At 46.6% G+C, this 20,355-nt stretch carries 24 protein-coding genes; 15 read left to right on the top strand and 9 right to left on the bottom strand.

The genetic code is table 11. From position 1 onward, the window contains the following. The first annotated feature begins 562 nt into the window (after positions 1–562). From ABIC15_RS11985 to ABIC15_RS11970, 4 genes are all read left to right on the top strand, one after another. On the top strand, positions 563–1,942 hold the full coding sequence (locus ABIC15_RS11985) for a PepSY-associated TM helix domain-containing protein (protein WP_012369198.1): 1,380 nt from the start codon (positions 563–565) through the stop codon (positions 1,940–1,942). Continuing rightward, positions 1,935–2,420 (top strand): FixH family protein, encoded by a 486-nt coding sequence (locus tag ABIC15_RS11980; RefSeq protein ID WP_354020808.1) that lies wholly within the window; start codon positions 1,935–1,937, stop codon positions 2,418–2,420. The genes ABIC15_RS11985 and ABIC15_RS11980 overlap by 8 nt, the downstream gene beginning before the upstream one ends. 192 nt (positions 2,421–2,612) lie before the next feature. Next, positions 2,613–2,810: a hypothetical protein gene (locus tag ABIC15_RS11975; protein WP_354020807.1), complete on the top strand. Its 198-nt coding sequence runs from the start codon at positions 2,613–2,615 to the stop codon at positions 2,808–2,810. An 11-nt stretch (positions 2,811–2,821) separates the two neighbouring features. Then, positions 2,822–3,004: a hypothetical protein gene (locus ABIC15_RS11970; protein WP_041261434.1), complete on the top strand. Its 183-nt coding sequence runs from the start codon at positions 2,822–2,824 to the stop codon at positions 3,002–3,004. 50 nt (positions 3,005–3,054) lie between these two features. On the opposite strand, the gene ABIC15_RS11965 is transcribed toward ABIC15_RS11970, so the two are convergent. Together ABIC15_RS11965 and ABIC15_RS11960 are read right to left on the bottom strand one after the other, a co-directional pair. After that, complete coding sequence (locus ABIC15_RS11965; RefSeq protein WP_354020806.1) at positions 3,055–4,845, bottom strand: acyltransferase family protein; 1,791 nt, start codon at positions 4,843–4,845, stop codon at positions 3,055–3,057. Between the two features lie 136 nt (positions 4,846–4,981). After that, positions 4,982–5,548, bottom strand: a complete 567-nt coding sequence (locus ABIC15_RS11960) for a sensor histidine kinase (RefSeq protein WP_012369202.1) — start codon at positions 5,546–5,548, stop codon at positions 4,982–4,984. Between the two features lie 168 nt (positions 5,549–5,716). Here ABIC15_RS11960 and ABIC15_RS11955 point away from each other — a divergent pair, with 168 nt between their 5' ends. From ABIC15_RS11955 to ABIC15_RS11945, 3 genes are read left to right on the top strand one after another with little or no spacing between them, the layout of a single operon-like run. Beyond that, positions 5,717–6,769, top strand: coding sequence for a bifunctional transcriptional activator/DNA repair enzyme AdaA (locus tag ABIC15_RS11955; protein ID WP_354020805.1), 1,053 nt, complete (start codon positions 5,717–5,719; stop codon positions 6,767–6,769). Next, positions 6,766–7,821: a DNA alkylation repair protein gene (locus ABIC15_RS11950; protein WP_354020804.1), complete on the top strand. Its 1,056-nt coding sequence runs from the start codon at positions 6,766–6,768 to the stop codon at positions 7,819–7,821. The genes ABIC15_RS11955 and ABIC15_RS11950 overlap by 4 nt, the downstream gene beginning before the upstream one ends. Then, positions 7,818–8,144, top strand: a complete 327-nt coding sequence (locus tag ABIC15_RS11945) for a hypothetical protein (protein ID WP_354020803.1) — start codon at positions 7,818–7,820, stop codon at positions 8,142–8,144. The genes ABIC15_RS11950 and ABIC15_RS11945 overlap by 4 nt, the downstream gene beginning before the upstream one ends. Before the next feature lie 63 nt (positions 8,145–8,207). On the opposite strand, the gene ABIC15_RS11940 is transcribed toward ABIC15_RS11945, so the two are convergent. Both ABIC15_RS11940 and ABIC15_RS11935 read right to left on the bottom strand, forming a co-directional pair. Then, on the bottom strand, positions 8,208–8,504 hold the full coding sequence (locus ABIC15_RS11940; protein WP_012369206.1) for a hypothetical protein: 297 nt from the start codon (positions 8,502–8,504) through the stop codon (positions 8,208–8,210). Beyond that, a complete protein-coding gene (locus ABIC15_RS11935) occupies positions 8,501–9,085 on the bottom strand; it encodes a DEAD/DEAH box helicase family protein (protein ID WP_354020802.1) in 585 nt (194 codons plus the stop codon). The genes ABIC15_RS11940 and ABIC15_RS11935 overlap by 4 nt, the downstream gene beginning before the upstream one ends. A gap of 139 nt (positions 9,086–9,224) precedes the next feature. Between ABIC15_RS11935 and ABIC15_RS11930 the strand changes: the two genes are divergently transcribed. Next, positions 9,225–9,749, top strand: coding sequence for an NUMOD4 domain-containing protein (locus ABIC15_RS11930; RefSeq protein WP_354020801.1), 525 nt, complete (start codon positions 9,225–9,227; stop codon positions 9,747–9,749). Positions 9,750–9,815: 66 nt separating this feature from the next. On the opposite strand, the gene ABIC15_RS11925 is transcribed toward ABIC15_RS11930, so the two are convergent. Beyond that, the gene (locus ABIC15_RS11925) at positions 9,816–10,001 is read right to left on the bottom strand and encodes a hypothetical protein (RefSeq protein ID WP_012369209.1); all 186 of its coding nucleotides are present in this window, start codon (positions 9,999–10,001) and stop codon (positions 9,816–9,818) included. A 158-nt stretch (positions 10,002–10,159) separates the two neighbouring features. Here ABIC15_RS11925 and ABIC15_RS11920 point away from each other — a divergent pair, with 158 nt between their 5' ends. Continuing rightward, positions 10,160–11,245, top strand: a complete 1,086-nt coding sequence (locus ABIC15_RS11920; protein WP_354020800.1) for a GGDEF domain-containing protein — start codon at positions 10,160–10,162, stop codon at positions 11,243–11,245. Positions 11,246–11,299: 54 nt separating this feature from the next. Here ABIC15_RS11920 and ABIC15_RS11915 read toward each other — a convergent pair whose 3' ends face one another. The 3 genes from ABIC15_RS11915 to ABIC15_RS11905 all read right to left on the bottom strand — a co-directional run bounded on the left by ABIC15_RS11915 (position 11,300) and on the right by ABIC15_RS11905 (position 13,592). Then, positions 11,300–12,292, bottom strand: a complete 993-nt coding sequence (locus tag ABIC15_RS11915; RefSeq protein WP_354020799.1) for a DNA/RNA non-specific endonuclease — start codon at positions 12,290–12,292, stop codon at positions 11,300–11,302. 233 nt (positions 12,293–12,525) lie between these two features. After that, on the bottom strand, positions 12,526–12,936 hold the full coding sequence (locus tag ABIC15_RS11910; RefSeq protein WP_354020798.1) for an NUDIX hydrolase: 411 nt from the start codon (positions 12,934–12,936) through the stop codon (positions 12,526–12,528). Next, the gene (locus tag ABIC15_RS11905; protein WP_354020797.1) at positions 12,921–13,592 is read right to left on the bottom strand and encodes a Type 1 glutamine amidotransferase-like domain-containing protein; all 672 of its coding nucleotides are present in this window, start codon (positions 13,590–13,592) and stop codon (positions 12,921–12,923) included. Before ABIC15_RS11905 ends, ABIC15_RS11910 begins: the two co-directional genes overlap by 16 nt. Before the next feature lie 402 nt (positions 13,593–13,994). On the opposite strand from ABIC15_RS11905, the gene ABIC15_RS11900 reads away from it, so the two are divergent. Together ABIC15_RS11900 and ABIC15_RS11895 are read left to right on the top strand one after the other, a co-directional pair. Then, positions 13,995–14,378, top strand: coding sequence for a hypothetical protein (locus ABIC15_RS11900; RefSeq protein WP_354020796.1), 384 nt, complete (start codon positions 13,995–13,997; stop codon positions 14,376–14,378). Positions 14,379–14,391: 13 nt separating this feature from the next. Then, positions 14,392–14,655, top strand: a complete 264-nt coding sequence (locus ABIC15_RS11895) for a hypothetical protein (protein WP_354020795.1) — start codon at positions 14,392–14,394, stop codon at positions 14,653–14,655. A 35-nt stretch (positions 14,656–14,690) separates the two neighbouring features. On the opposite strand, the gene ABIC15_RS11890 is transcribed toward ABIC15_RS11895, so the two are convergent. Next, positions 14,691–15,080 carry a RidA family protein gene (locus ABIC15_RS11890; protein ID WP_354020794.1) on the bottom strand — a complete coding sequence of 130 codons (390 nt, stop codon included), beginning with the start codon at positions 15,078–15,080 and terminating at the stop codon, positions 14,691–14,693. Positions 15,081–15,190: 110 nt separating this feature from the next. On the opposite strand from ABIC15_RS11890, the gene ABIC15_RS11885 reads away from it, so the two are divergent. The 4 genes from ABIC15_RS11885 to ABIC15_RS11870 all read left to right on the top strand — a co-directional run bounded on the left by ABIC15_RS11885 (position 15,191) and on the right by ABIC15_RS11870 (position 20,218). Continuing rightward, a complete protein-coding gene (locus ABIC15_RS11885; protein ID WP_354020793.1) occupies positions 15,191–15,514 on the top strand; it encodes a pyrophosphohydrolase domain-containing protein in 324 nt (107 codons plus the stop codon). Further along, positions 15,511–17,835 (top strand): DEAD/DEAH box helicase family protein, encoded by a 2,325-nt coding sequence (locus ABIC15_RS11880; RefSeq protein ID WP_354020792.1) that lies wholly within the window; start codon positions 15,511–15,513, stop codon positions 17,833–17,835. Before ABIC15_RS11885 ends, ABIC15_RS11880 begins: the two co-directional genes overlap by 4 nt. Before the next feature lie 93 nt (positions 17,836–17,928). Then, positions 17,929–18,342, top strand: coding sequence for a DEAD/DEAH box helicase family protein (locus tag ABIC15_RS11875; RefSeq protein ID WP_354020791.1), 414 nt, complete (start codon positions 17,929–17,931; stop codon positions 18,340–18,342). Between the two features lie 211 nt (positions 18,343–18,553). Next, positions 18,554–20,218, top strand: a complete 1,665-nt coding sequence (locus ABIC15_RS11870) for a DNA cytosine methyltransferase (RefSeq protein WP_354020790.1) — start codon at positions 18,554–18,556, stop codon at positions 20,216–20,218. Positions 20,219–20,355: the final 137 nt, after the last annotated feature.

The following is a 20,355-nucleotide window of genomic DNA, read 5'->3' as shown; positions in this document are numbered from 1 at the left end:
CGAATGCTGCCGTTCCTGGTAATACGAGTGCTGCTGCCATGGCTGTTGCTGCGAATTTTTTCGTGTTTTTCATCTTGTCTCATCCTCTCAAATTTAGGTGTTTATTTTAACCAATCTGGTAATTCATTTCCTCATCGTTCTGAACAGCATACGCACCCGGTTTTGAATTGGATTTAAAAAAGATTAAAAAATATGAAAAAATTTCAAAATCATTTAACTCACTTGTAAAGAAACTAAGTGTTTTCTTATTATATGTACGAAATTATTGTGTGGAATTTAACGAAGCAACTACTTAATTAACACGCAGAGATATCACCGGATTGGCAAAAAATCGCCATAGTGTCAGCGGTCCGCAAATTGTGTAACCGCTTATACTTAATAAGCGTTCACCAGCTGGACATATTTTTCACGGATGTACGGAAAACTGAAATCACTGAAGGGGTGGGGAGAGAAAAGAACACGTAGAATAAGACAGCAGACTCGTGACAACACGTGTGCCATCATAACTCATCTTACATATTGTCATGAGAACATCTACTTAACGAAGAAGCGGGGATTGAACATGAATCAACTCGAGACGAGGGGAACAGAACAGAAAACGGAAAACCGTTCCGCATCATCATTTTACCGGACGGTTTGGCGCTGGCACTTTTATGCCGGACTGATTTTTGCACCATTTCTTGTCATGCTTGCCGTGACGGGATCGATTTACTTATTCAAACCACAAATCGAGAATGTGTTATATCAGAAGTATTATGAAGTGACACCGCAAGAAAACCGGATTTCAGCGACGGCACAAATCAATGCTGTCAAAGCAAACTATCCGGACGCAAGTATTACGAAGTACCGCCCCGGAGAAACCGATGCACGGTCGAGTGAAGTGAAGATTGCGACGGCAGAGGCCTCGTCGACGGTCTTCATCAATCCGTACACCGGAAAAATTATCGGCGAACTGGCGGATGATGACCGGATCATGAATAAAGTCGAAGAAATCCACGGCGAATTGATGGCCGGGACAATCGGAGACCGGATCGTTGAACTTGTTGCCTGTTGGGCGATTGTCTTAATCGTAACAGGATTATTTTTATGGTTCCCGCGTAAAAAAGCAGCCGGTTGGAGTGGTGTCTTGATTCCGCGTCTGCGCCAGGGGAAAAAAATCTTCCGACGTGATTTGCACGCGGTGCCGGCCTTTTGGATTACGGCCGGGATGTTATTCCTGATTTTGACGGGATTGCCGTGGTCCGGTTTTTGGGGCGCCAATTTCCAATCAGTTGCAACCAATCAAGGACTTGGTTATCCACCATCGATTTGGGGAGGAGATGCGCCGGTATCAGCCGTTCAAACGAAAGATGTGGCAGAAGTCCCGTGGGCAGCGGAGACGCTTGACGTGCCGAAATCAAACGTCGAAGGACTTGTTCCGGCATCAATCGATGACATTGTATCAATCGCCAAACAACAGGGGATGGATCCAAGCTTCGCGATCAGCATTCCGAGTGATCCGGCAGGTGTCTACACACTGTCGGCCTACCCGGCGAAAGCGGAAAATGAAGCGACGATTCATCTCGATCAATATTCTGGTGCTGTTTTAGCGGATTACCGGTTTGCTAACTATGGGCTTGTCGGTAAAATCGTTGCACTCGGTATCACGCTGCACAAAGGAACGGAATTCGGTCTGATCAATCAATTGATCAGTTTAGCCATTTGTCTTGGAATCATCTTGGTAGCGGTCAGTGGATTCTATCTATGGTTGAAACGGAAACCGGGCAAAGGGATGGGGGCACCAAAAGGACCGCCGGCGAAATCCATCAAATGGTTTATTCTCGTGCTGATTATCCTCGGTGTCCTGTTCCCGCTGGTTGGTCTGTCGTTAATTGTGGTCTGGCTGGTGGATTTCATCATCATCCGGCGAATTGCGGTTCTAAGGAGGTTTTTGAATGCGTAAGTCCATCCAAGGTCTTTTAGTAAGTGGACTGATTGTCACCAGTACCGGTCTTGCAGGATGTAGTGTTACGTCTGACGCGGCAGAACATTACGCAGTCTCAGTACCGCTGTCTGTAAAGTTTGAAATTCCGAAAGTACTGAAAGCTGATCAGGAAAAACAGTACCGATTCGGAGCAACACTGTGGCAGGATCAAAAAGCAGTTAAAGAAGCGGAATATGTCCATTTTGAAATCTGGAAAGCAGATGGAACACTTCGGTACAGTATGGAACCGGCAGATGAAACGAAACCGGGAGTTTACTCGATTGAGAAGAAATTGCCGAAGGAAGGTCTGTATTACATCAAAGTTCACGCCAGCAGTAACGGGGCGATGATTATGCCGACCAGACAGTTTATTGTCGGCGAACTGTCCGCCAACGACTTAAAAATCTTGCAAGGCGGTGCGAAACCGGCTGGTGGAAGCAGCGGGCATCATCATTAAAAAAATAGAACAGTCAAACAGGGTAATGGATTTGAATCCATCATCCTGTTTTTTTTAATGGAAATCTGAAGTTAAAAGTATTTGTTTTTCGAATAAAAATATTTCGAATAAAAAAATTAAAAACATAAAACTATTTGTGAACTCCTTACGTTATCTGTGTGTAGTTTAAAAAAACAAAGGGGTGTTCATAAGATGAAGATGAAAAAGTCGTATCTCGCCGTCCCACTCAGTGCCGCATTATTGATTCCGGCAGCAGGCGTCAGTGCCCATGGTCATGAAGATCATAGCAAGATGTCCCACAGTTCAGGCAAAGTATCTCTAGATGTCTCGTCTCCCGCATCGGATTTGCGAGCGACGCTCGATCAGCTTCTATCTGAACATGCGTACTAGAATCGCCGGATTTGAACACGCTTGGAGCAGTCAAGCCGATTCTTTGGTCGAACCGTGTCCTGCTCTTATCGGGTTGCGTCAGTATCGGACTGTTGCTGTTGACCTATCAAAAACGCCTGCCGTTCCTGCTCGGCAGTCTGTTCTGTCTCCTTGGTGTCAGCCTGCTCTACATCGGACTCGTGTATACGTTCTAAAACAGCCACCTTCTCAACGATCGGAGAATGGTGGCTGTGTTTGTGTTCTGTCATTTTGTTGTAGTCGCGCACCCGGTTGCTTTCGCGAGCAGCTTCGAGTAGGCGCGGGCACCTTTGATGTTCAAGTGGACGCCGTCCTGTTCGAAGTACGACGGATGTTTGACGGCAACGGCATGCCAATCAATGAGCGTCACCCGTTTGCGTTCAGCGGCTTGCTTCAGCATTGTGTTGACCTCTCGTTCCCACGGACGCGGGACCCGCGTCGTCACCAGATACACCTGATCGGCATGTTCGAACCGGTCGAGTAATTCCTCTAACTGTTCGGGACGGAAACTGCCGTTTGTCCCGAGGTGCAGGAGGACTTGATGGTCGGTGTGATTGTACGCCGCATACTTCGTGCTGAGCGGAATGGCTTCCCGAAGCTGACGTCCGAGCTTGGCGTCAATCGTCACTTGCTGAAGTGTACTGCCGAGATAATCTTCAACCCCGAGCAACACCGAGTCGCCGATCGCGAGGGTCGGGCGGCACATCGACCGTTTACGTTTCTCAGGCACCGGGTTCGTCGGTTTTTTGACAAGTACCGGTTTGGAATGCGGCGCCGCGACTGTCGGAATCGATTGTTGAGCCGGTTCGTCCGACACGGCAAGAATCGATAAATTCCCGATGAAGCTGAGGAGAAGCAGACTGGCAAGGGAAACAGAGACCCACTTCGTCCGGGAAAACTGCCGGAAGGTCCGCGGGTGAATCTGAAATTGCCGGATGTATCCAAGCAGACCAAGCCGGCGGACCGGACGTTCGACGAACTGATAGGACAGTTCGGTCACGATGACCAGGATGACGAGAATCCCGAGATTCCGGAGCCAGGAAAATGTTCCGGTTTGTTCAATGGGCGTCATCAAGGTGATCAGCGGGAAATGCCATAAATACAGACCGTATGACCGTTTACCGATGGCGATCAGCCACTGTGCTGCGAATAACCGGCTCCAAAAAGACGCCGGATGAGCAACAACGGCGATCAGTAACGCCGCAAGAACAGCGACGAATACAAATCCGCCATAATACAGAAAACGACCGTACTCACTTGTCACGAGCATCAGCAAAACAAGCACCGGGACAATCACGGCACCGGTCACGTTCAATAACCGGACACCCCGTGACGGAATCTCTTTCTTAAACCGTTCCGGTCGCCAAGCAAAGGCAAGCAGACTGCCGATCAACAAGGCAAACAACCGGGTATCGGTTCCGTAATAGACACGGCTTGGATCCATTCCCGGTGTAAACAAAATCGCCATCAGGAGTGCGGACAGCAGGGCAAGCAGTGCGATTCCCCGGAGCAACAGCCGTTTTGATGCGAGCCCAAAACTGAGCACAATCGGAAATATCAAGTAAAACTGTTCCTCGATCGCAAGCGACCATAGGTTTTGAATCGGTGACGGTTTGCCGAACGATTCGAAATAAGAGACGTCATGGACGATATACCACCAGTTCGTCATGTAGACGAGGGCAGCCATGATGTCCTGGCGAAGCATATGTAACAAGTCCCGCTCAAACACTGTGACATAACTGAGGACAAGAACGAGCAGGACGAACAGCGGCGGGAATAACCGGCGGAACCGGTGCACCCAAAACCGTTTTAAATCGATGCGACCGGTCTGTTGCCACTCACTGAGCAACAAGCCGGTAATCAAGTAACCCGACAGGACAAAAAACACATCCACGCCGAGAAACCCGCCGGTCAGCATCGGTACTGACAGATGGTACAAAATAACAGCGATGACAGCGAACGCACGCAGACCATCGAGTCCGGGCATATATGTGGTCGAACGGTTGAATGATTTCATAAGTAAGGAGCTCCTCCATGGCTGTGCCTAAAGAATGACATTCTCTAGTATATCGAATTCCATTTCAGAAGGAGTGTCGAACCAGTAACAACCAAAAAAAGATGAACTCAAATTTTTGTGAGTTCATCCTGTACCTTCATCCCTCTTTATAAGCATCCGGCAAGACAACCGAGACGATAAACCGGTTTTGTTCCGACGTTAGTTGCATCGTCCCGTTGTGCCGGGCAACGATTTGTTCGATGATCGACAGACCAATGCCGGATCCACCATTGGACCGTGACATGTCGGACGTGACGAAAGGGGTTGCCAGTTCCGTGAGTTGATGAGGCGTTAAGGTCTCCGGAATGGCATTGGAGCAACGGAAGGTCAAGTGACCGCTTTCTTGGAGCACTTCGAACGACAAATCACCTGTTCCGTGAAGTGTCGCATTACGTACAAGATTTTCGATCAAGCGCCGCAACAGGTTCGGGGCAGCTTGAACGCTCAAATGAGCCGGTCCTGCGTACCGATAAGTCGTTTCCGGGTGACGCGCGCGCAATAGGGCTTGGGTAATCGCCCCGTCACCGGCGCCGACTTCGATGATGACGTCCGGATGATCGGCGACTGCCCGCTGTGCCATCATTTGTGCTAAACGGGGACTGCTTGGGGCAATCGCGCCAATCGTTTTGGGTGATTGGATGGCTTCCTTTAAAAAATCAAACATATGAAACCTACTTTCTTCTTGAGTATATCACCGATGATACAGGTCATATCTTTCACAAACAGGAGAGAATTCTTAAGTTTGTCTTAAGAAAACATCCGTGCCTGATTTTCGGCGACATGACTAACGGCAAACTCGGTATACTGAGGAAAAGAAGGGGAGGGACACGTGATGAATACCTTACCGGAAACGGATTATTATGAAGCGCTCGTCCGTCGTGATGGTTCGTACGAGGGGACATTTTTTGTCGGGGTCAAGACGACGGGGATTTTTTGCCGGCCGACCTGTCCGGCACGGAAACCGAAGCAGGAGAATTGTGAGTTTTTTGAGACGGCGAAAGAGGCGTTACTGGCTTCGTACCGGCCGTGTTTACGCTGTAAACCGCTCGCTTACCCGGGGGACAGTGAGGTCATCACCCGCTTGATTGCAGCGGTCGAAGCAAATCCCGAAAAACGCTTCAAAGACGCCGACTTTCGTGAACTGGGACTCGATGCCTCGACCGCACGACGGCAGTTCAAAAAAAGATTCGGGATGACGTTCGTCGAATATGCTCGGTCACGCCGGATGGGACTGGCGATGAAGGAAATCCGGAAGGGGCAACCGGTCATCGAGGCCCAACTGGCAAGCGGTTATGAATCGAGCAGCGGTTTCCGCGATGCCTTTGCCCGCATTTTGGGCGAGACACCGAAACGTTGGAGTGGAGCCTATCTGCAGGCGAAGTGGCTCGATACGCCGCTCGGACCGATGCTGGCGATTGCCGATGAAGGAGGACTGCACTTACTCGAGTTCGTCGATCGACGCGGACTGGAACGGGAAGTGGAACGGTTGCGGCTGACAGCCCGGGCTGTGATCATTCCCGGCGACGCCCCGGTATTTGAACAGGTGACGGTTCAACTGGAAGAATACTTTGCCGGAACGCGCGACCGATTTGATCTTCCGCTCGTTCTCTACGGGACGCCGTTTCAACGGCAGGTCTGGGAGCAATTGTGTTTAATTCCGGCGGGCGAGACAATTTCGTATCAGGAACTGGCCGTCCGTGTCGGAAATCCGGCAGCCGTCCGCGCCGTCGCCCGGGCGAACGGTGCCAATCAACTGGCGATTCTGATTCCCTGTCACCGGGTGATCCGGCTGGCCGGAGATCTTGGCGGTTACGCCGGCGGCTTGGCGCGAAAAGCTGCGTTACTCAAACTAGAACGGACGAAGAGAGGATTGAATCATAGATGAGTTTGATTAAAGATGTCTTTACGGACGAGTGGCTCGATCGGTTGGGCAAGGCGTTAAACGCTACCGATTTTAGAAAAACGGTGCAACAGGAGGACTGGGAGGAACTGGCGTTTAAACAACGGGTCCGTCGGATTGCGACCCGACTGGAGCATCATCTACCGGCTGAATTTGAACAGGCGGCGACCCGGCTCGAGACGATTGCTCCGGACTTTCCGGGATTACCCGGAATTGTGTTTCCGGATTATATTGAAATCCAGGCGGAAGAAGGCGACTGGGACCGGGCTATGTTGGCGCTCGAACGATTAACACCGCATTCGACATCGGAATTTGCCGTCCGTCGGTTTTTGGTCGATGATCAGGACCGGTTTTTAGAGGGGGCGACGCGATGGAGTCAGTCGAGTGACGAACATGTCCGACGTTTAGCGTCGGAAGGAACCCGTCCGCGTTTGCCGTGGGGACAGATGATTCCCTCACTGATTGCCGATCCGCGACCGGTCCTGCCGATTCTCGATTCATTGCTTGAAGACGACGCCTTATACGTCCGAAAAAGTGTTGCCAATCACTTGAATGATATCGCAAAGACCCATCCGGAACTCGTCATTGAACGATTGGAGCGGCTCGGAACGCATTCGCATACGGACTGGATTTTACGGCATGCCTCACGAACTCTGTTGAAACAAGGCCACCGGGATGTCTTAAAAGCCTTTGGTCTCGTTACGCGGGGAACCGTGACCGTCGACGAACTGACGGTCACACCGACACTGGCAATTGGCGGAGAACTGGCTTTTTCCTTTCACGTGACGACAACCGAACCGCAAGTCCTACGGATTGAATATGCGATCGACTACGTCAAAAAACGGGGGACGAGTCAAAAAGTCTTTCGGATCAGTGAGCGGCAGGTAACGGGACGGGAGACGTTTGCGAAGCGGCAGTCGTTCCGGAATTTGACGACACGGGTCCATTATCCGGGAACACATCAAGTGACGATTTTAATTAACGGAGAAGCCTATGCGACGACGGAGTTTGATGTCACGAAGGAGGAAACAACATGAAAGGTCGCCATCCGGACTTTACGACATCCCGGTTATCGATTACAGCTACGGATACTGCCAACGGATGTATCTGGGTACTGAAGAAAAGAGAGAACGAACAGGTCGCTCTGATTCAATTAACCGGTCAGCAGCTCAGCTATGACGCAATTGATCCGTCCGACCGTGACGGCTATATCCAAGAAGCCTTGACCGTCATCCTTTCGTATCTCGCGCGGACGTTGCTGTTGCCATTCGTGACAGGAGAGGGCGGAGAAGCAGAGATTTGGCTTGAAAATGGATTTTATAAGGACGGTCCGGTCTTTCGTCGTGACTTGACACATTGAATGAAAAAAAGAATCGTCTCATCAGAAAAGCTGCTTCTGATGAGACGATTTTTTGCATCCGGATCATGGTTCTGAAATGCCGTTTGCGAGTAATAACATAAAGGTGATGACCGATAGTGACAGCAAAAAGGCGGTGTTCGCCAACATACTGAACCATTTGACGTAGTTATTTGTCGACCGGAGACCCATTACCAGCGAAACGATATAGCCGAGTCCGACCAACACGTTGAGACCGATCGGCACCCACAGGCTCAGGTTCGGAAAAAATTGTCCGCTCAGTAAGTAGGACGTCAGCATATTGAACAGAAGCAAACCAAGCGTCAAGAAAACCGGCAAATATGTCTGCTTGGATTGATTCATCGTTCGACCAGATTCGTCAACCAATTAAAGTGTCGGCAAATCGTTTCGGCACTTTCGCCGGCCGAACGTCCCTCGGTATCAAGACGGAGATAGTTGGGATACGGAAGTTCTCCCGGAAGTGAATGCGTCCGGTAATGTTCGGCTGTTTCAAGCAGGTTGGCTTCCGACGCGGCAATGTCCCGTTTCGTAAACTTATGTAGTAAGCGGTTTTCCGTCTGATTCCGGGCAAGACGGGTCGACAAGGCAGCTTCGAGTTCAACGATGAACACTTCGGCACCAGCTTCTTCAAATAGTTGAACGGTCTCTTCGATGAATTCGATCCCTCCGCCTTCGACGCCGAACAGGCACAAAAACGTAAAGATCACCCCTTCGAGGTCACTGACGGCCATCTCTTTAAACATCTCCCGCCGGATCAAGTCCTTCAGTTTATGGTGCGCCGGTTTCGTAAAGTCAAAGTACGGATGCAGCAGGTCAATCGTCTGGTGGTTATGGAATAATTTCATTCCTGTTTTTTGCTCGAGTTCCTGACCAATCGTCATTTTGCCGACGGCTTGCGGACCAAGTAACATGACAAACTTCATCCCTGACACCTCTTCCTTTTTTTGTTAATACTAGCATAGAAAAACAGAGTGTTCATATTAGAACGTTTGTTCGTAAAATGATATAATGACAGTAAGAAATGCTGCTGTTTTTTTCGACCGAATGGAGGTCATTTATCATATGGAGCATTGGAAGATGATAGAAGGGTATGAAGGGATGTATCAAGTTTCGACAGCAGGAAATGTCCGCTCGCTTGACCGGATCATCGAGACGAGCCGGGGGGTGAAACAACGACGGAAAGGTGTCGTCTTACGGCCACGGATCAATCAAGAAGGTTACCGGAAAGTCACATTATACAAACAGGGACGGGGCGAACGGTTTTACGTTGGAGAAGTTGTCGCAAAAACATTTATTGATGGCGAAGCGGTACAAGAGCGGGTGATCCGGGCAGATGGAAACTGTTTGAACGACAACATCGACAATTTGACCGTTAAACCGTCGACGAACCAGGCATATGCGTCATTACTTGATGAATTCGAATCATTGCTCAGTCAACACATCGAATTATCGCCCCGACAGATTCGGGCTATCCGCTACCGTTACCAAACAGGACAGTCAATCCGACGCTTGGCACTGACGTATCAGGTGACGGAAAATCGGATCCGCAATATTATCGACAAAAAGGAAGCGCAGTATGTCATCTGAATCCGAAACAAATATCAAAAAAGGCGGACCCGAATCAATCGAGTCTGCCTTCTACTCTATAAGAAATTAGCTTGCGACAGGCAGATAAGCCGAGACGAAACTCGTCGTCATTTGCATGAACTGAAGAGTTTCTTCTTTTGGTTCGGACGTAACATAAATAATCAGGGCAGCGGCGACGGCGACAAAAATGATGATGACGAGAATGACGAAAAACGGCATCTTGCTTTTCTTTTTTTCCTCTTTCATATCCATGATGCGATTACCCCCTTATGAAGTAGAAACAGTCTCTTTGAAGTGATTCCCTGATGCAAAAAATGGAAACCTGTCAGAGTGCTTGAAACAGGTAAGAAACCGTCCGATAAAGAACTATAACGTGTAGGGAATTAGTTTTACATTAAGGGGCGTGCAGCATGTTGAGTCAGTTTAATCAGTTTCTGTTAAATTTTTCGTTATTGATCACATCACTGTTATTTGCCTTTTTACCACTCCGCCACGTCAAACGCATTTCACCGGCGTCACCGGTCAAGCTTCGTATCCTGGTTGGTCTAATTGTCGGATTCATCAGTGTATTACTTGTCTTGAACAGTATTACGTATGACGGAGCAAAAATTGATTTACGGCTCGTCGCGCTCGTGACAGCCTATTATTACGGTGGCTGGGTCAGTGGGGGAATTACGACACTCGCCATTCTTGGGGCACGGTTTGCGATTACACCGCCGGGCGCTTACGAAGGATTGATTCTGACCGGCCTGATTTGTATCGCGTTACTCATCACGGCGAGCATTTACCGTCGTTTTGCGTCCCATACGCTCAAGGATTATTTGATTTTAATTGCGATTGGGATTGGTTATAGCCTGCCGGCACTCTATTTATTAACAAAAACGTTCAGTCGTTTTCTCGAAATTTCACTCGTCTACATCATCTTCATTTTACTCGGTGGCTACGTCACGTACCGTTTCCTACAGGAATTACGCAAACATTTCCAGTTCGTCCAGACCCAGCAGGAGCTTGCTTTGACGGACGGTCTGACGAATCTCGCCAACCGGCGGAAACTCGACGAGACCCTAGCGTCTTATGACAAAGATGGTTTTGCCTTTTCCGTCTTGATCGTCGACATCGACTTTTTTAAGTCGGTCAATGATACATATGGCCATGACGGGGGCGATGTCGTCTTACGTCAATTGAGCCATTTGCTCGAACACTGTTGTCCGGATCAGGCGATGGTCGGCCGTTACGGCGGGGAAGAGTTTGTCGTCCTGTTACCGGACACACCGCTTAAAGATGCCATCCGGCTCGGCGAAACAATCCGCTTGGCCTGTGCCGATCAACACTTTGTTTTTAGCACGTACCCGGCGTTTCATGTCACGTTATCGATTGGGGCGGCCTCATCGGACCAAGGCGAGACATCGTTTGAAGTCGTTCAAAAAGCCGATCAGGCATTGTATCATGCGAAACAGACGGGACGGAACAAGGTCGTCGGCTACAGCGAAGAATAATCCAATATAAACAGGCGGGCTCTCCGGAGTCCGCCTGTTTGTTTTACCTATCGGTTATTCGCCGACCATCCCGTCATGGTCGTTGTCCCGCATGTATGGATAGAGCCAATGGTCATCTGTAATCGGCATCGTGAAACCGGCGTCTTTGGCTTCTTGGATCGTGACTTGTCCGTTGCCGTTCGCGTCGACGGTTGAGACGTCATTTGTCGCGTCGGAAGTCGGTTCTGGATCGGCAGAAGTTTGTACCGATTCTTCTTTGTCTTCGGTCAGACCGAGTTCGGCATTGACTTCATCCGGGTTGACGTTATCGAAGTCATCGACGATTTTATTTCCTCGTAGCGTATACGTATAGTGATAATGCGACGGGATTTGTGTGTTCGTATCCGGATACGTAATCGTCGCTTCGAAGTCTGTCACCTCACCGGCCTTGCGGATAGTGTTTTCCATATAGGCCTGATCACCGTGCCGGTTGAGCGTACTGTCCTGCGGCGTGATGTTATAGGCGTTTGAGACCCCGCCGAGTGAATCGGCGATAACGTGGCCTTCGTCGAGTTGCGGACTCTCGACGCCCGGGACTTTTGCTTCGTCTGAATAATAGCGACCGGATGACGTCGTTTCCTCGGAATCATTTTGTAAGGTGATTTTTTTCGCGATCACTTTGACGAGTTGGGCATGTTCATTTGTAAACGCCCAATATTTCCGATTGCCGAATCCGATATTGACGACAGCATTCGGTTCCCGATCACCCGACATATCGCCCCCGTCGACGTTCAGTTTTGTATAGCCCGAAAAAACGGAGTTCTTCGAAGACTTGGCTGTCGCCTCAGCAGTGGCCGTTTCGGTGTTCGCCGGTTTTTTCGTGACGGGTTTCTCAGACGTTTGGTCTGCTTCGACCGATTTGGTTTCTGTTTCTGCCTGCTTCGGTGAATCCTTCTGAATGGTTGATTGGTCGGTCTTTGGTTCTTGCGAAGCTGTTTCTTTACCGGCACATCCCGTTAAGAGAAGGGCAGCCAGTGGTAACGCAAAGTAAGTAAAGGATAGTTTCATAAGTAGACTCCTTAAATGGCATGACATACTTGTTCATTTTAGGAATCTTTTATCCTGAATACAAGCGGATTTTAAATATCTAACTAAATGAGAGATATATTGGCAGGTGATTTATCAAAAGTAGTGTTTCAAGAGACGGCCGTTTCACAATAAAAAAACACGCCACTCACAAGTGACGTGTCCGAGCCGGTGACTTGAATTAAAATCGCGCAGTTTTATAGGAATAACTGTTTTTAAGAGGAAATCAATTGCGGGAAAATCTGATACCGCTCAAAATCAGCGAGGATATTGGGTGCAATCTGTTGGCGGAGTGTCGATTCATCTGCCCAGATGTAGTCGTCGTGCTCGTCGGACAATTCGACGGTCTGTGTCGTAGCGGTGCAGAAGTAGACCAGCAAAATGACTTGGCGGTCCGGGTGCGTCATGAGACTCGAAGCATACGCAATCCGATCGACGGTGACCGTTAACCCTGTCTCTTCCTGGATTTCCCGAATCAGGCTGTCTTCCGGCAGCTCACCGAAATCGATTTTTCCGCCCGGGCATTCCCACGTGCCGCCACCGGAGTCGGCAGCGGCACGTTGAACGATTAAACTGTGAGTGCCGTATTGAACGATTCCTTTGACGGCAGTTACGATGGTCGGCATGACATCTCTTCCTTTCTTTGCAGGAGAACGGGTGAAGGTCCTTCCTGTTGGACCAGTTGATTGTTCTTCAGATGAATCCCAGCTCGTTCCGGTAAGCCGTAACCGAAGGCGCTGTTCGTTGAACAAAATGCTTGTCGTAAGTTTGCCTCTTCCTGCCACGCGTCGTAATGGACGGAAACTACAGCATCCGGTAACAGTCCGAGTCCCTTCAGGACTAACGATTTACCGTGCTGTTGATCAATCGCGGGAATCCGGCATTCGTCCGGTATCAGTAAGGCGCCTGCTGAAAATCCAGCGACCGGAACGCCCTGTTGATAGCGTTCCTGAATGAGGGTGCCGATTGGCGTGTCGACGATGAACTGTTGGTAACGCTCCGTTTCCCCGCCCGAGATGACGATCCCGGAGCTTGCTGCTAACTGTTCGAGTTGTTCAGGTGTCGGACTTGCAGACAATGGAAAGTGGAAAAAATCTGTTGCACCATTTGCCGTTAACGCGTCCGTATAAATCAGTGCATAATCTGCCCAGGACGAGCCGGGACGCGGGACATACAGTAATACAATCGGTCCTGTCCCGTTCAAACATGAGACGAACGTTTTACAGAGTCCGGATGTAAACGGGGGACCACCGCCGAATAAAAAGAGCTGTTGATTGATCATGAATGCTACCTCCTTGCTAAAATCATTCTTCTATCCTAAAAGAAAATTCAAAACAAAGGTACCTTAATCTTTTTTGGGATAGGTAGAAAACGGAAAATGAATTATACTGGGAATACTAGGGAGAGTTCGAAAAGGAGTGACGTGAGATGGGGACCATACAACTGGATCGAATGATGTACCGTGAGTCCGGCATGGGGGAGGAACAAACATTTTTGTGGACAAAAGCGACACGAGAACTACGGTTGAAAGATGCGAGGAACAAAGAAAAAAGTGAACAGATTCGCGTCTTGTCGCAGTCGGAGCAAACGGAGCGTCTCAGGGAAGTAATGCCTATCCGGACGGCTGGGAACTGCTTCGGGATTGGTTGTACCGTCAATTTGAGATACGCGGGGAGGAAATCAGGTGAAGACGTGGTGGATTGGACTCGTTGTCTTAGCGGGATACAGTATTCCATTCGTCTACCTGGCGTTGCTCGAAGACTTCAAGACAGGGACATTACTCGGTTATCTACTGTTACTTGTCAGATTCACGGTTCTCGCTTTCACGGGTCAGCGGTGGAGTCATCTGTTGTTTGTGGTTGCTGGTAATATCGTGTCTTATTTCATATCGATATACTTTGCAGGTCGGATGGATACTTTCGGATGGGACGGTTATTTCAAACCGTTAACAGCGGAACAATTGATTTTGCTCATCAGTCTCTTGATGCTCATTCCACAATTGATTGCGATAGTGGTGACGATGTCACTGGAGGCGAAAAAGCGGGTGAAGGAACAGATAACAGAATGAAGGGAATAGCCTGATGAATGAGAGCAGCGAAGCACTTTTAGAAGCCATCATCGAGATTTTAGAGGCAGGACATCTCGATTTGACAGAGCTTTACCAGCGTGTACGAGAGCGGAGTGATTTGGATCTTTCTCGTTTTTCGACGGAAGCAGGATTAGATGCACGTATTCGAAAATTGATTTATCTTCATGCGAGTGAATGTGAGTTATATGAAGGAACGAAGGATTTGTTCTACAGTGAGACCGGAAAAGGGACAGGACGTTGGGGATTACACAGATAAAAAACACGCCACTAAACGTGACGTGTTCGAAGTCATTAAACTAACCCTAAAATCTCAACCTCGACCAAAGCACCTTTTGGTAACTCTTTGACTGCGATGCAAGAGCGTGCCGGGAAGTGATTGTGCGGAGCAAAGTAATCGGAGTAGATATCATTAAACGCAGCGAAATGATCCATACTTGTTAAGTAGCACGTCGTTTTGACGACACGGTCCGGTGTCAGGCCAGCTTCTTTTAAGATGGCATTAACGTTTTTCATGACCTGCTCCGTCTGTTCCGTAATGCCACCGACGACCATTTCACCCGTTGCCGGATTGATCGGGATTTGACCGGATGCGTATAACGTACCGTTGGCAATGAAACCTTGCGAATAGGGACCGATGGCAGCCGGTGCGTTGGTTGTTTCGATTTTCTGGAATGAACTCATGAAAACTCCTCCTCTAATCTAAAATAAATCGTATGTAGAACGTGCTATCTGCCTTGAACTATAGGATAATTTTTACAAAACCATCACCATACTTACAAGGAGTGAATCCAATGCCTCTTTATCATAAATTAGTCCGGGATCAGATTCCAACTATCATTGCTCGGAACGGAAAAATAGCAACGTTCCGGACACTTAACGAGGAAGAATTCCTCGTTGAAGCGAAACGGAAAGTGCATGAAGAAGTAGCCGAATATGAAGAAGCAACGACGACCGAAGAAGCAGTTGAAGAATTGGCCGACTTATTGGAGCTTGTTCACGCGCTGGCTCGGACGCACGGGATGACACCGGAACAACTGGAAGCAATCCGGCTTGCGAAACACGATAAGCGGGGTGGCTTTGATGACAAGCTGTATCTGATTGAGGTCGAAGATTGATTCCGGCAGCAAAACTGACGACACACGATTTGTATGCGTCGTTGGTCGATGCCATTGACCAAGCGGATGAAGTCTATATCGTCGCCGCCTTCGCACAACGCTCGGGTGTCGAACTTTTGTTACCGGCGTTACGTCGCGCCGTCGAACGGGGCGCTGATGTTCATTTTTTGATTGGCGACTACTTACATATTACGGACCCGGAGGCGTTGGCACAATTATTGAAACTGGACGGTCTGTCGATCCGGTTTTATCGCTCCGGCGGACGGGCGTTTCATCCGAAAGCCTATTTGTTCCGCAATGCGGAGACTGGTCTGTCGATTGTCGGCTCATCGAATATCTCCAAAAGTGCATTCCGAACCGGTGTCGAGTGGAATCTCCATTTGCCGCAAGCCGTCGCACCGCATATCTTGGATGATGCGATTGAGGCATTCATGGACCTTTACTTAAGTGAAGCAGCTCAAGACCTGAATCCGGTCGTCCTCGAAGCGTACCGGCAAGAACATGACGCACGGCAATATGTCGCAGAATCGGAAGTTGACTATACGGAGCAACAGATCGTCACGTCCGAAGAGATTCTGCCGCACCGGGTGCAGGAGGAAGCCTTACGTGCACTTCAGGAAACGATGGAAGAAGGACGAAATCGTGCCTTGACCGTCCTTGCGACCGGTCTTGGGAAAACGTATCTCAGTGCATTCTTTGCACGTGGTTTTAAGCGGATTCTGTTCCTCGCACATCAACGCGAGTTGCTGGAACAAGCGGAACGTTCGTTTCAAAAGGTCGAACCCAATTGGCAGACGGCTTTGTATATCGGATCAGACCGCACGAACGATGAACAGACGGACGTGCTGTTTGGATCGGTCCAGACGTTATCCCAAAACCGGCATCTCGACCGGTTTGCAAAAGACCATTTTGATTTGATCATCATCGATGAGTTTCATCATGCAGCAGCTAAAAGTTATCAAAAGATCCTGGCGCATTTCGAACCACGTTTTTTGCTGGGACTGACAGCGACGCCGGATCGGATGGATGGAGCGGACGTCTATGCACTGTGCGACAATAACGTTGCCTTTCAAATGCACTTCACGTCAGCGATCAACGAAGGATTTCTGACTCCATTCCATTATTACGGGATTCATGACGTCATCGACTATTCGCAACTGCGGCGAATAGGACTGAAATATGATGCGATGGAACTGGAACAGGCGCAGATTGATCGGGCAGTCTCAGAAAACATCTATGCCGCCTGGTCGAAGCACCGGCAGACGAAGACGATCGGCTTTTGTTCGTCGATCCGTCAAGCTGAATACTTAGCGCAGACGTTCCGGGAAATGGGCCACCAGGCGATTGCCTTGACCGGACAGACCTTCAATCGATGGGAGCGGATCCAAGAGTTTGAACAGGGAACGTTAGAAATCGTCTTTACGGTCGATTTGTTTAATGAAGGAGTCGATATTCCGAAAGTCGATACGTTACTGTTTTGCCGGCCGACGGAATCGATTGCAATTTACACCCAGCAAATCGGACGGGGCTTGCGTTTAGCGAATGAGAAATCACATTGTGTCATCATCGATTTGATCGGCAACTATAAAAACGTCGAAACGAAGCTGATGTTGCTTGGAACAGTAAAAGACAAACTCAAGCGTGGGGATACGGAGCCGATTACCCCACCAAAGGGATGCATCATCGAGTTCGATATACAAGCACTGAATATCATTCATCGGATGCGTCAACCGAATCAGCGTAAACTGCGTTTGATTGAAAGCTATGAACAAGTGAAGCTCGATCTTGGACGTCGTCCGACTTACATCGAAATTGGTCAACTGACAGCCGTGCCGACTGGCTATAAACAAGAGTGGGGATCGTACGTCGGTTTCCTGAAGGAACAAGGTGAATTGACGGATGAAGAAGTCGAGATTTACGATGCTAATCTTGAATTGATTGAACAGGTCGAAAAAACGGTGATGAACCGGAGTTACAAGATGGTCGTGTTGTTGGCGATGCTCGAGCGAAAAGAAGAACGGTGGATGGAGCCGATTACGGCAGAAGAAGTCGGGCCGTTCTTTTATGAGTATTTGCATGCAGAAAAGTATAGGGAAGTGAAGGATGCGCAAGGAAGGGTCTTTGAGAATGGATACAATGAATCAAAAATAGTGAAATTGCTGAAGCAACAGCCCTTTCCAAAAATGGGATATCCGTTTGAAACAACTAAAGACCAAAGAACATTATTTATTCAACAAGACTTTAAAGCAAATAGTAGGGTATTAACGGAGTGGATAACGGATATTGTTCTGTTTCGGATTGAACATTATTTTTCAAGTTAGACTAATGAACTGCTAAAGAGTGAAAAAATAGAAATATATGTATTTTTGATTTTTAATAAAATAATTCACTAGACGTGACGGGGAGTTTTATAGATGTCGATACCAGAAAAAGAAACTGTTGTTAAAATGATCAGCGAAAGATACGATTGCGCACTTACAATCATGAAACAGAAGAAAATCATGTACGAAGGAACCACGCAAAGTGGGAAATCAGTTGTCGTCTGCACACCGGAAACTAAATTACACAATCAAGAGCATGGCTGGTTTGACTTATCGACGAAGCAAGTTGAAATTTTAGATGAGGCAGATATGGCAATCATGGCCGTGCGAATTGAAGGCAATAAAGTGTATTTTGTAGAATTCAAAAATCTGAGACGATTGATGACAGAAGATATGATTTTGGATTATTCAAAAGATGAAAAATGGAGATTTTACATTTGGGAAGATCGTATTGAGGTTCGAGGAAATAGAGAAAAGTTTTATGTGAGCGGGGAATCTGTGAAGTAACCGTAACAGTGAAGAAATCGTTTCCTAGAGATCATTATAATTTGTTGAAAAAGTCATGTAGACTTTTTAGAAAACAAATTGTAATGATCTCTTTTTTATTAAATGTATGTAATTAACCAATCGATCATGAAAACATGAAGTATTGATATAAATAAATTCATGAGGTATGCTGCTAATATACATTCTGTTTGATTGAGAGAAAGGAAAAAATATGAACAATAAATATAAAATATTAGATTTATTTGCAGGAGCAGGCGGATTAAGTAATGGTTTTGAACAAACAGGCAAATTTTCTGTAATTGGCGCTGTTGAAATAAATGAAGCTGCTCAAAAAACGTATATTAAAAATCATGGGGATGAAAATATAATAATAAAAGTTCCTGATTCAGGAATCAGTGATATTACTAAAATTAATTTTGATGAATTTGACTTAGATTCTGAGACTACTATTATCATAGGCGGACCACCATGTCAGGGATTCTCAAATGCCAACAGACAAAAAAATTATTTGATTTCTGGAAATAATAAACTGGTCAAGGAATATGTCCGAGCGATACGGGATGTTAAACCGATTGCTTTTTTAATGGAGAATGTAAAGTCTATGAATTCTTCGGTTCATAAGTTTTTTGTAACAAACTATAAGTATGATGATAAAAATGATTTCAGCTCTAAAATACATTTAGATAAAATTAATCAATCAGGTAATAAAATATATAGTTTGGATTTCATTGAATTATTAAGTACTACCAGTGAAAACTTAAAATCTGTTGTCAAAGACTATTCTTCCCTTTTTGATGTCCCTAATCCGATTATCACTAAGGCACTTTTGATTACGAGATTACGTGTTATTGAAAAAAAATTAGAAAAAAATAAAATCTTATCTCTCACCAAAAAAATAAAGGATGAGTTAAGAGAAATTATCATAGAACTTTCTAATCGAAATAATTCAAGTACAAATGAACAAAACATATTAAATAATGCTATGCAAGCATTACAAAAAATGAGAGATGGAGATTCTTTAAATGATAAAGAATATATAGATATAAAGGATTTAATTAGTTTAAATCGATTTTTGGTACGATGCCAAGAACTGAAAGATGAGGACATTGAATGTAATGAACTTGTCATTGAAGACAAAGTATCATATACCATATCAGTTCAAGTGTTTTCATATAACGCAGTGAAGTATTTAGAAGAGGTATTTAGATACTACGGATACAGTATAACAAGCGGTATTTTAGATGCTTCCAAATTTGGTGTTCCGCAAAAAAGAAATCGTTTTATGATGTTGGGTGTGCTGAACACTCAAACAAAAATAGAATTACCTGAAGGAGATAGTAAACGAATTTACGTTGTAAGAGACGCGATTGAAGATTTAGAATCAATAACTCCTCAAACAAGAATAGAAACGTATGACTCAAAAATTTATACTTCAAAATCGAGTAACGAACTGATTTCATACTATAGAAAAGATGTTGAAGTTGACGAGATACAGGATCATATTAATACTGAAAGCTCAAAGTTAATAAAAGAGCGATATGAGAAAATATTAGAAACTGGTGGCAAGAATTTTCACAGTTTGCCGAATGAATTGAAAAAAACATATTCAGATGCCTCAAGAACTCAAAATACAGTTTATCTTAGATTAAATTACGACGAACCATCTCCTACTGTAATTAATGTAAGGAAATCGATGTGGCAACATCCTACACAGGCAAGAGCAATAAGCATTCGAGAAGCAGCAAGATTACAATCTTTTCAAGATAAATTTGTTTTTGAAGGAAGAAAAGACGAACGTTATCAACAGATTGGTAATGCAGTTCCTCCTTTACTGGCAAAAGCTGTTGCAGAAAAATTATTAGAATATTTATCATAAGTAAATCGTTATAAAAAAAGATAACTTTTAACTCAATTAGTTAAAAGTTATCTTTTTTTAGCGAATTCAAAAACTCTATTTCTATTATGTTACAATTATTGAGCTTATTTATTATAATATATACATAAATAGTTAAT

It is taken from the genome of Exiguobacterium sp. PvP048, assembly GCF_040549175.1.
GTDB classification, from domain to species: domain Bacteria; phylum Bacillota; class Bacilli; order Exiguobacteriales; family Exiguobacteriaceae; genus Exiguobacterium_A; species Exiguobacterium_A artemiae.
This window is presented reverse-complemented; position numbering and strand designations above follow the sequence as displayed.

Coding starts and splice junctions, on each gene's coding strand:
- ABIC15_RS11950 (WP_354020804.1), top strand. CDS start 6,766: ATGAGTTTGATTAAAGATGTCTTTACGGACGAGTGGCTCGATCGGTTG.
- ABIC15_RS11875 (WP_354020791.1), top strand. CDS start 17,929: ATGTCGATACCAGAAAAAGAAACTGTTGTTAAAATGATCAGCGAAAGA.
- ABIC15_RS11925 (WP_012369209.1), bottom strand. CDS start 10,001: ATGGATATGAAAGAGGAAAAAAAGAAAAGCAAGATGCCGTTTTTCGTC.
- ABIC15_RS11910 (WP_354020798.1), bottom strand. CDS start 12,936: ATGCCGACCATCGTAACTGCCGTCAAAGGAATCGTTCAATACGGCACT.
- ABIC15_RS11940 (WP_012369206.1), bottom strand. CDS start 8,504: ATGAATCAATCCAAGCAGACATATTTGCCGGTTTTCTTGACGCTTGGT.
- ABIC15_RS11890 (WP_354020794.1), bottom strand. CDS start 15,080: ATGAGTTCATTCCAGAAAATCGAAACAACCAACGCACCGGCTGCCATC.
- ABIC15_RS11945 (WP_354020803.1), top strand. CDS start 7,818: ATGAAAGGTCGCCATCCGGACTTTACGACATCCCGGTTATCGATTACA.
- ABIC15_RS11870 (WP_354020790.1), top strand. CDS start 18,554: ATGAACAATAAATATAAAATATTAGATTTATTTGCAGGAGCAGGCGGA.
- ABIC15_RS11980 (WP_354020808.1), top strand. CDS start 1,935: ATGCGTAAGTCCATCCAAGGTCTTTTAGTAAGTGGACTGATTGTCACC.
- ABIC15_RS11985 (WP_012369198.1), top strand. CDS start 563: ATGAATCAACTCGAGACGAGGGGAACAGAACAGAAAACGGAAAACCGT.
- ABIC15_RS11885 (WP_354020793.1), top strand. CDS start 15,191: ATGCCTCTTTATCATAAATTAGTCCGGGATCAGATTCCAACTATCATT.
- ABIC15_RS11895 (WP_354020795.1), top strand. CDS start 14,392: ATGAATGAGAGCAGCGAAGCACTTTTAGAAGCCATCATCGAGATTTTA.
- ABIC15_RS11920 (WP_354020800.1), top strand. CDS start 10,160: ATGTTGAGTCAGTTTAATCAGTTTCTGTTAAATTTTTCGTTATTGATC.
- ABIC15_RS11975 (WP_354020807.1), top strand. CDS start 2,613: ATGAAGATGAAAAAGTCGTATCTCGCCGTCCCACTCAGTGCCGCATTA.
- ABIC15_RS11905 (WP_354020797.1), bottom strand. CDS start 13,592: ATGATCAATCAACAGCTCTTTTTATTCGGCGGTGGTCCCCCGTTTACA.
- ABIC15_RS11930 (WP_354020801.1), top strand. CDS start 9,225: ATGGAGCATTGGAAGATGATAGAAGGGTATGAAGGGATGTATCAAGTT.
- ABIC15_RS11955 (WP_354020805.1), top strand. CDS start 5,717: ATGAATACCTTACCGGAAACGGATTATTATGAAGCGCTCGTCCGTCGT.
- ABIC15_RS11960 (WP_012369202.1), bottom strand. CDS start 5,548: ATGTTTGATTTTTTAAAGGAAGCCATCCAATCACCCAAAACGATTGGC.
- ABIC15_RS11915 (WP_354020799.1), bottom strand. CDS start 12,292: ATGAAACTATCCTTTACTTACTTTGCGTTACCACTGGCTGCCCTTCTC.
- ABIC15_RS11935 (WP_354020802.1), bottom strand. CDS start 9,085: ATGAAGTTTGTCATGTTACTTGGTCCGCAAGCCGTCGGCAAAATGACG.
- ABIC15_RS11965 (WP_354020806.1), bottom strand. CDS start 4,845: ATGAAATCATTCAACCGTTCGACCACATATATGCCCGGACTCGATGGT.